The organism is Mesorhizobium sp. (assembly GCF_005063415.1).
Classification (GTDB): Bacteria; Pseudomonadota; Alphaproteobacteria; order Rhizobiales; family Rhizobiaceae; genus Mesorhizobium.
Genome location: NZ_SUEG01000113.1, coordinates 5,194 through 13,447, shown reverse-complemented (window position 1 = coordinate 13,447; position 8,254 = coordinate 5,194). Strand labels below are relative to the sequence as shown.

The 8,254-nt window shown below is 62.2% G+C and carries 7 protein-coding genes; 5 read left to right on the top strand and 2 right to left on the bottom strand.

Annotation, left to right across the window (positions count from 1 at the left end):
• Positions 1-814: hypothetical protein (locus E5W70_RS23865; RefSeq protein WP_292663074.1), on the top strand; the 814-nt coding region annotated here is incomplete at its 5' end.
• A 191-nt stretch (positions 815-1,005) separates the two neighbouring features.
• On the opposite strand, the gene E5W70_RS23860 is transcribed toward E5W70_RS23865, so the two are convergent.
• Positions 1,006-4,821 (bottom strand): tetratricopeptide repeat protein, encoded by a 3,816-nt coding sequence (locus E5W70_RS23860; RefSeq protein WP_292663072.1) that lies wholly within the window; start codon positions 4,819-4,821, stop codon positions 1,006-1,008.
• A 302-nt stretch (positions 4,822-5,123) separates the two neighbouring features.
• Here E5W70_RS23860 and E5W70_RS23855 point away from each other — a divergent pair, with 302 nt between their 5' ends.
• The 4 genes from E5W70_RS23855 (at position 5,124) to E5W70_RS23840 (ending at position 7,703) form a co-directional block, all read left to right on the top strand.
• Positions 5,124-5,507: a RidA family protein gene (locus tag E5W70_RS23855; protein ID WP_292663070.1), complete on the top strand. Its 384-nt coding sequence runs from the start codon at positions 5,124-5,126 to the stop codon at positions 5,505-5,507.
• Between the two features lie 51 nt (positions 5,508-5,558).
• Positions 5,559-5,909 carry a VOC family protein gene (locus E5W70_RS23850; protein ID WP_292663085.1) on the top strand — a complete coding sequence of 117 codons (351 nt, stop codon included), beginning with the start codon at positions 5,559-5,561 and terminating at the stop codon, positions 5,907-5,909.
• Between the two features lie 330 nt (positions 5,910-6,239).
• A complete protein-coding gene (leuB, locus tag E5W70_RS23845; protein ID WP_292663068.1) occupies positions 6,240-7,343 on the top strand; it encodes a 3-isopropylmalate dehydrogenase in 1,104 nt (367 codons plus the stop codon).
• A 3-nt stretch (positions 7,344-7,346) separates the two neighbouring features.
• Positions 7,347-7,703: a hypothetical protein gene (locus tag E5W70_RS23840; RefSeq protein ID WP_292663066.1), complete on the top strand. Its 357-nt coding sequence runs from the start codon at positions 7,347-7,349 to the stop codon at positions 7,701-7,703.
• Here the strand turns inward: E5W70_RS23840 and E5W70_RS23835 are convergent.
• A partial coding sequence (locus E5W70_RS23835; RefSeq protein ID WP_292663064.1) for a DUF805 domain-containing protein occupies positions 7,700-8,254 on the bottom strand: 555 nt, incomplete at its 5' end. The genes E5W70_RS23840 and E5W70_RS23835 overlap by 4 nt on opposite strands.

Here is an 8,254-nt window from a genome sequence, read left to right as displayed (position 1 = left end):
GGCCGCCGACCAGGGCGCGTTGAGCAATGCGGCCCTAGCCGACAATGACAAACAGGCGCCGATCCCGTTCGAGGGCGGCCAGCTGACCATCACCCAGGAGGAGGAGTACGGGGAACGGGTGCTCGCCTTCGACGGCAGGGAACTGGCGCGCAATTACGACGTCTTCTTCGACAAGATCGTCGAGGTCGGCGGCGTCAAGGTGGCGCTGGTCGATGTCGGCGACGGCGGCAACCAGTGCGGCCCGGCCAAGGTGATCGTGTGGAAGCCGGAAGGCGGCGCGATCCAGACGACCACGGTCGAGCAGGACGAATGCGGCGCACCGCCGGCCGCGATCTCCGACAGCGCCATCTATTTCGTACCCTATCTGCTGCCGGGTGATTCCAAGCCGGCGCTGCAATGGTCGCCGACGGCCGGACTGACGACTTCCGGCAATCTGACCTACATGCCGGAGCCGGGCACCGACTGGAAAGACGTCGATCCGTCGAAATACGACAACATCATCGACGCCTTCCACAATGAAGCGGTGTACAAACTAGCCGAGACACTGCTGGGCAAGGACATGCCCGACATGGCGACCAGCCTGCTGGTCGGCGGCGGCACGGAAAAAACCGCCTCGGGTGCCTTCTTTGCCAGCGGCTGCGTGCCGCATGATTGCGGCGGCAATGACGGCTTCATGGCGGTCGACCCGGTCCAGCACAAGCTCTATTTCGCGCGCCGCGGCGATAAGCCCGAGCCGGACGCGTGGCCGGCGGTGAGTACATGGCCGGCCGACGTCAAGGAAGCGCTGGACAAGGCGCTGGGGTCGGCGAATTAGCTTGGCGACGGAGCAATCGCACACCTTCGTCATCCTCTGGCTTGACCCAAGATCCATATCGTGACCTTGGCCGGATTAGTGGCACGGCTGCAGGAAAAAGCAGTTTGTCGGGATCCTTTCCATCGCCTCCGTCCTGCCGGCCTCGGCCCTTCGCTGCCGCTCCGGGCGTTCGTCGTTCGAAAAGCCAAGCCTTACTTCGCTCCGAGGCGCAATGCCTTCTTGCGGTCGGCCTCGGCACGCTTGTGGTTGCCCTTGGCGTCCCACGCGCGGCTTCGCACTTTATAGGCGGTGGCGAAATCCGGCTTGAGTTTTATCGTCTGGCTTAAATCGGCGATGGCCCCGTCATAGTCCGCCTTGCTGATCCGTATGACGCCCCGGCCCAGATAGGCAAAGAGATTTTTGCGATCGAGACTGAGCGCCCTTTCGAAATCGCGCAGTGCCGCCGCGTCCTCATGTCTGCCCATCCATATGAGACCCCGATCGGCATAGACCCTTGCGTCCTTGGTATTGAGGGTGATGGCCTTGTCGTAATCCGCAAGCGCCCCGTCGTAATCTCCTTGGGAACCGCGGTTCTGGCCGCGGTCATAGTAGGTCTCGGCAAAATTCGGGTTGAGCGCGATCGCCTGGCTGTAATCAGCCACGGCATGAGCGTAATCGCCCTTGGCCTCCCATGACATGGCGCGGGCCAGATAGGCATCGTGGAATGCCGGAAAGAACGCAATCGCCTTATCGTAAAGGGCTATGGCGCCGTCATAGTCGTCCTTTCCATACAGCGCTCGACCCTTGTTGAACGTCTGCGCGGCCAGCGAAGTCCAACCCGGCCTGGTCGCTTGCTCGCCAGCCCGGCCAGCGGCCTTGCCTGACATCTTCGATGCGTTCGCTTCGTCTCTTGCCACTATCGCCAACTTGCGGCCCTTGCGGGCGGGGGCCATCTTTGGATCGAACTTCAGCGCCTGGTCGAAGTCGGCAATCGCCTGGTCGAAGTCGCCCTTGGTGAACCAGACGCTGCCACGCGCAAAATAAGCCGGCGCATATTGCGGTTTGAATGCGAGCACGCGACTATAGTCGGCGATGGCGCGATCCAGTTCGTTCTTGTTGGTCCACGCGACGGCGCGGCCGATATAAGCGTCTAGATAGCTGGGATAGAGTTCGATCACCTTGCCGAAGTCGTTGATGGCTGCGTCGTACATGCCCTTCTCGACAAGCGACGTGCCGCGGCCGACATAGGCCGAGGCTTTTCTCGGATCGAGCGCAATCGCCTTGCTGTATTCGGCTATGGCGCGATCATATTTGCCTTTGTCGTAGAAGGCATCGCCGCGATCGATGAAAGCCTTGAGGTTCTTCGAGCCTACGGCGTTCGGCGCGCCACCAATTTTTGCCAGCGCAGCCATCGTCGCCTTGCCGGCGACCGCATAGTCTGGATTGCCAGGATCGAGCTTTATGGCCTGGTCGAAGTCGGCGATGGCGCCGTCATAGTCCTTCTGGTCGGCCCGCGCCATGCCGCGCGCGTAATAGCTGGCGTCATCCTTCGCATCGATCCCGATTGCCACCGAATAGGCGGCGATCGCGCGCCCTGCGTCGCCCTTGGCGTGCCACGCCATGCCCCGGCAATAGTGAGCGTCACGCGCCTTCGGCTCGAGCGTTGCGGCCCGGTCGCAATCGCCGAGAGCGCCATCGGCGTCGTCGGTAGTCACCTTGGCGAGACCGCGGCGGAAATAGGCTGCGGCGAAATCGGGAGCGAGCTGGATGGCCTTGTCGTAATCGGCGATCCCTCTGCTGTAGTCGCGTTTGGCGGTCCAGGCCCTGCCGCGGCCGAAATAGCCGAAGCGATTGTTGGGATCGAGCGCGATCACCTGATCATATGCGCCGATCGCCTCGTCGTATTTGCCCATGTCCAGGAAGGCATCACCGCCAAGCACCGCTTCCAGCGCGCGCGGGTCCTTCGCCTCCAAGGCCTTTGCCGCCAGCGTGTCGTCCGTGGCCATGATATCTGGAGTGGGCGCTTGTGGCTTCGCCTGTTGCCTGTCCGGCTGCGGGGGCAGTCCGCGCTCACCGCCGGCAACCTGTCCGCCGCAGGCTCCCGCCCGCTTCAGATCGAGTTCGATGGCGCGCCGGCAATCCGCTGCGGCCCCGGCCTCGTCGCCGTTCAACGCCCTTGCGCGGCTGCGGACGAGATAGGCGTCGGCGTTGTCCGGGTCGAGGCTGATGGCCTTTGCCAGATCGAGAAGCGCGCCGCTGCTGCTATATTCTGCAAGTCGCGCCTCGGCGCGCTCGATCAGAACTTTTGCAGCCCCTGGGTCCCTTGTCTTCCCGGCGGCCGACCGGGCTGGTTCGCCCGGCGCATGTTCGATGCAGGAGCCCGCCCGCTTCGGGTCGAGGTCGACGGCGCGCCTGCAGTCGGTGGCGGCAAGGGCGTCGTTGCCTTGCGACGCCTCGGCAAGCGCCCGGTCGTAAAACGCTTCGGCGTTGTAGGGGTCGAGCTGGATCGCAAAGCTGAACGCATCGATTGCGCCGGCGACATCCCCTTGGAGCTGTTGCTCCAGCCCCCGTTTCAGATTCCAGGCAACGAGTTCGGAATGATCCTCCTTCTTGGGGTAGAGTTGCAGCGGCTCGTATGCGGGAGGTGCGGCTGGCTTGGCCGCTCGTGGCGCGGCCGGCGCGTCGGCGGCTCCGCCTGCACCATAAGCCTGGCTGGCCGCAGGGTCGGTTGGTTGGGCGGTTTTCGGACTTACCCTACGCTTGTCGAGTTGGACGCTTAGCCTTTCCTTGCGGTAATCGGCGTTGGTTGGATCGAGCGCGATGGCCTTGTCTAGATCGGCGATTGCTTTGTCCGGATTGCTCGCCTCCCAAACAAGGGCCCGGATAAAGTACGACTTTGGATCGGCCGGCTTCAAAGAGATAGCTTTGTCGAGATCGGCAAATGCCTCCTTTGAATTGCCGATCCGGGCCATCGTCATGCCGCGTACTCGGTAAGCCTGGGCGTCGGCCGGGTCGCGGCGGACGACTTCATCCAGATCGGCAAGAGCGCGCGCATAGTCTTTCTTTAGGCCCCAGCTCTTGGCACGGTTAAAGTAGAAAGTGGAATTTGCCGGATCCAGCCGGATCGCCTCGTCGAACGCGGCAATGGCGCGGGTATGGTCACCCTTATTCTGCCATTCCACTCCGCGCGCATTTTGGGCGGAAGCGGCGCTTGAGCCGGTTGCGCCGCTACTGCCGTCGTCCGGTTCGCCCAATGCCTCGATGATCAGACGCGCGCAATCGCGCCCCTTGCCTGCGTCGACCCCGGCAATGTGCTTGCAGTCGGCTTCGGCGCGCTTGCGCTCGACCTTGGCGATCCATGACAGGGCGCGGTCATGGTAGGGTGTGACAGGGTCCGTTCGCACGCTCTGTGCCTTGTCGTAATCGGCCTGGGCCCGCGCCGCGTCGCCCATGTCTTCCCAGGCAAGGCCGCGCACGCCATAGGCCATTTCGTTGGCGGGGTCGATGTCGATCGCCTTGTCGCAATCGACAATGGCGCGATCGTGCTCGCCTTTCTTGCCGAGTGCCCTGGCGCGATCGACGTAGAGGCTGGCATCGTCCGGCGTGAGCGCGATCGCGCGCGTATAGTCCGCAACTGCTCGATCGAAGTCTCCCTTGTCCTCCCAGGCAATGGCGCGATTGGTAAAAGCGCGCGTGTAAGTCGGATCGAGTGCGACCACCTCGGTCATATCGGCGATGACATGGTCGATATCGTTCTTCCGGGTGTAGGCCAGGCCGCGCACGAAATAGGCATTCACACGCAGATCGGGAATTTCCGTGCTGTCCTCGGCAATAGCGGTGCAGGCGGCGATCTGCTCGTCGGCGCCGGCCTTGCCGTCGCTGAAACAGGCGGCATAATCCTTGCCGGCGGCGTGTGCCGAGTTGCTCATTGCGCCAAGCACCACAATCCCCGCGAGGAACAGCGCCAACAGCGGCACACGCAAAAGCCCTGCAAATGCGCGCGCCAGCGCGCCGGTGCGGCATGACATGGTTCTTATCCTCCCCCGGAGTTACTGCGACTGCCCTCGCGGATACTTATATAGTTCTGTTTTTGTTCCTCAATGCAAGCAGAAATTGCAGCGGCTGTCGAAGCTGCCGACCTCCCCTTGCGGGGCCAAGGAGTGCTCCGCGTAAGCGAAGGGGAAAGTCAATTGCCTGGCTTTCCGAACGACGCCCGCCAGAAGGCCGTCCCGCCGGCATCAAAGATATTGCACCGCCCATCCATCTGTGTTGGCCCATGGCGGGATCGGCGTCTTCCCTGCAAAATACTGACAACCACCGCGAGGACACCATGCGAAAACTGATCTCCACCGGTTCGCCCTTCGAAAAGACCGCCGGTTATTCGCGCGCCGTGGTGCAGGGCGACTGGTGTTTCGTGTCCGGAACGACCGGCTACGATTATGCGACCATGTCCATGCCGGAGACCGTCGAGGCACAGACGCGCAATTGCCTGACGACGATCGCCAAGGCGTTGCGAGATGGCGGCTTCGAAATGGCTGACGTGGTGCGGGCACATTACTATATCACCGATGTGGCTTTCGTGGATGTGGTGTTCCCGATCTTCGGCGAGGCGTTTGGCGAGATCAGGCCGGCAGCAACGATGATCGTGTGCCAGCTCAACAAGCCGGAAATGAAGATCGAGATCGAGGTGACGGCGCTGCGGCGCACAGCCTGATGCCTGTCACCGTTGCGACAACGACACGGTTAGAACGAGGATCGGCCCATGGTGAAGGTCAGACGCATCGTTGCAAACATAGACACGCAGGATATCGCGGCGGCAAAACCCTTCTATCAGGATGTGCTCGGCCTCGATCTCAAGATGGATATGGGCTGGATCGCGACCTATGGCTCGCAAGAGACGATGTCCGTGCAGGTCAGTTTCATGGCCGAAGGGGGATCAGGAACGCCGGTGCCGGACATCTCTATCGAAGTCGATGACGTCGATGCGGCGCTTGAAAGCATGAAGACGGCCGGCTTTACCATCGAATACGGTCCGGCGGACGAACCCTGGGGCGTGCGGCGCTTCTTCGTACGCGACCCGTTTGGCAGGCTGGTCAATATCCTTTCGCATCTGTAGGCGTTTTGAAGCGCTGAGGTGGGTTGCTGATCTTGGGAGCCGCAGGCGGGACAGCACCCCCCTCTGTCCTGCCGGACATCTCCCCCGCAAGGGGGGAGATCGGCCATCATCCTTACTTTTGCTAATCTCCAACGCTGCAAGCGAACGCGGGGCGGTGAGGTTGTCAATCTCCCCCCTTGCGGGGGAGATGCCCGGCAGGGCAGAGGGGGGTGTGAAGGATCGCCAGCAGAGCGTTGCTGATCCTTCATCACTGCGTTCCTTCTTGCGCGCAGGGCGCTTGGCGTTTAGCAAGGCCGCGTTCATGCGCTAAAAACAATCGGGACGGTCCTCATGGCTTCGAAAAATCTTCTCCTGCTTGCCGGCGACGGCATCGGCCCCGAGGCGATGGCCGAGGTGAAGAAATTGATCGCCGCCATGAACGACAGGCTCGGCAGCGATTTCGTCACCGATGAGGGCCTTGTCGGCGGCTGCGCCTATGACGCGCACGGCGCGGCGATTTCCGATGCCGACATGGCGAAGGCGATGGCGGCGGACGCGGTGCTGTTCGGCGCCGTCGGCGGACCGAAATGGGATACGGTGCCTTACGAGGTGCGCCCGGAGGCGGGTCTGCTGCGGCTGCGCAAGGACATGGAGCTGTTCGCCAATCTTCGACCCGCCATTTGCTATCCGGCGCTGGCGGCGTCCTCCTCGCTCAAGCAGGAGGTGGTCGAGGGGCTCGATATCCTCATCGTGCGCGAGCTCACCGGCGGGGTCTATTTCGGCGAGCCGAAGCAGATCATCGATCTCGGCAACGGCCAGAAGCGCGGCATCGACACCCAAGTCTACGATACGTTCGAGATCGAGCGCATTTCGGGCGTTGCCTTCGAATTGGCACGCACGCGCAAGAACCACGTGACCTCGATGGAAAAGCGCAATGTGATGAAATCAGGCGTGCTGTGGAACGAGGTCGTCACGCAAACCCACAAGGCCAGGTATGCCGACGTCAAGCTCGATCACATGTTGGCCGATGCCGGCGGCATGCAGCTGGTGCGCTGGCCGAAGCAGTTCGACGTCATCGTCACCGACAATCTGTTCGGCGACATGCTGTCCGACATCGCCGCCATGCTGACCGGCTCGATCGGCATGCTGCCGTCGGCCTCGCTCGGCGCGCCGGATGCGAAGACAAAAAAGCGCAAGGCGCTCTACGAGCCGGTGCACGGCTCGGCGCCCGACATTGCCGGCAAGGGCATCGCCAATCCGATCGCCATGATCGCCTCCTTCGCCATGTGCATGCGCTATTCCTTCGGCATGGTCGAAGAGGCCGACCGGCTGGAAGGCGCAATCGCCGCGGTGCTCGACCAGGGCTTGCGCACCAGGGATATTCATTCGCCGGGGATGACCGAGGTCGGCACCGCTGAGATGGGCGACGCGATCATCGCCAAGTTCCTGGGCTGACAGATGGGCGAGGTGGGTCGCGCCATCGAAAGGGATATTCTTGGCGAGCACGAACGCCAAGCTGACTTTCGCGGCGATCAGCATCTCGCGCCATTGCTGCAGTTCGTCTGCGAACAATATCAGATCGAGAAGAGCGATCTTTACCTGCTACAGGTGACCCCAGATCAGTTTGAAGTGGGTCTCTTGATCTGGCTTTGGCCCGGCAGAGTGGTTAACTGTGAAATTGCCTATGAAGGATCAGAATTCAAGACTATTGGGACCGAAACGATCCAGGCCCACAAGAAGGGCCTTCGTGGTCACACCGCGAAGCACTTCAAGATCATCGAACACATCGCTTTGAGCGAACACGGCAGTCGCTAAACCCCGACACCCGCCGGCACCGGACCCCACTGGTTTTCGCGCGGCTGGGTCGGGAACAGCGCGAAGACCAGGATGATCACGGTCCCGAAGGTCGGGATCAGGAAAAGCAGGAAGAGCCAGCCGGTCAGGCCGATATCGTGCAGGCGACGCACGTTGAGGCCGAACCACGGCAGGGCTGTCGCCAGCAGGAAGAGGCCGCAGAGGCCGACCGTCACTGCCGGCAATTCACTGTTGTCGAGATTGCCCATGGCGTCGTCGATGAAGACGCCGAGCCCTATGACCACGATCAGCGCAATCGTCCAGAACAGGCAGTAGCCCCAATATTCCTTGCGGCGGGCACGGCCGGCGAAGTTGAAGTAATTCTCGGTCAGGCCCAGCGAGAAGTAGCTCCACAGGCCGGTGGATTCGGCGGTATGGTTTTCAGCGGACCGGCCGAAATGTTGCGGCTGACGTATCGCTGGCGCATTGCCGGCCTGAGATGGCGCGGCGGTTGCAGTGGGGGCTTCGGCGGGCGCGCCGGCAGGTTGGGCGCGGATCGAAAAAACATCGCG

Coding starts and splice junctions, on each gene's coding strand:
- E5W70_RS23840 (WP_292663066.1), top strand. CDS start 7,347: ATGGGCGAGGTGGGTCGCGCCATCGAAAGGGATATTCTTGGCGAGCAC.
- E5W70_RS23860 (WP_292663072.1), bottom strand. CDS start 4,821: ATGTCATGCCGCACCGGCGCGCTGGCGCGCGCATTTGCAGGGCTTTTG.
- leuB (WP_292663068.1), top strand. CDS start 6,240: ATGGCTTCGAAAAATCTTCTCCTGCTTGCCGGCGACGGCATCGGCCCC.
- E5W70_RS23855 (WP_292663070.1), top strand. CDS start 5,124: ATGCGAAAACTGATCTCCACCGGTTCGCCCTTCGAAAAGACCGCCGGT.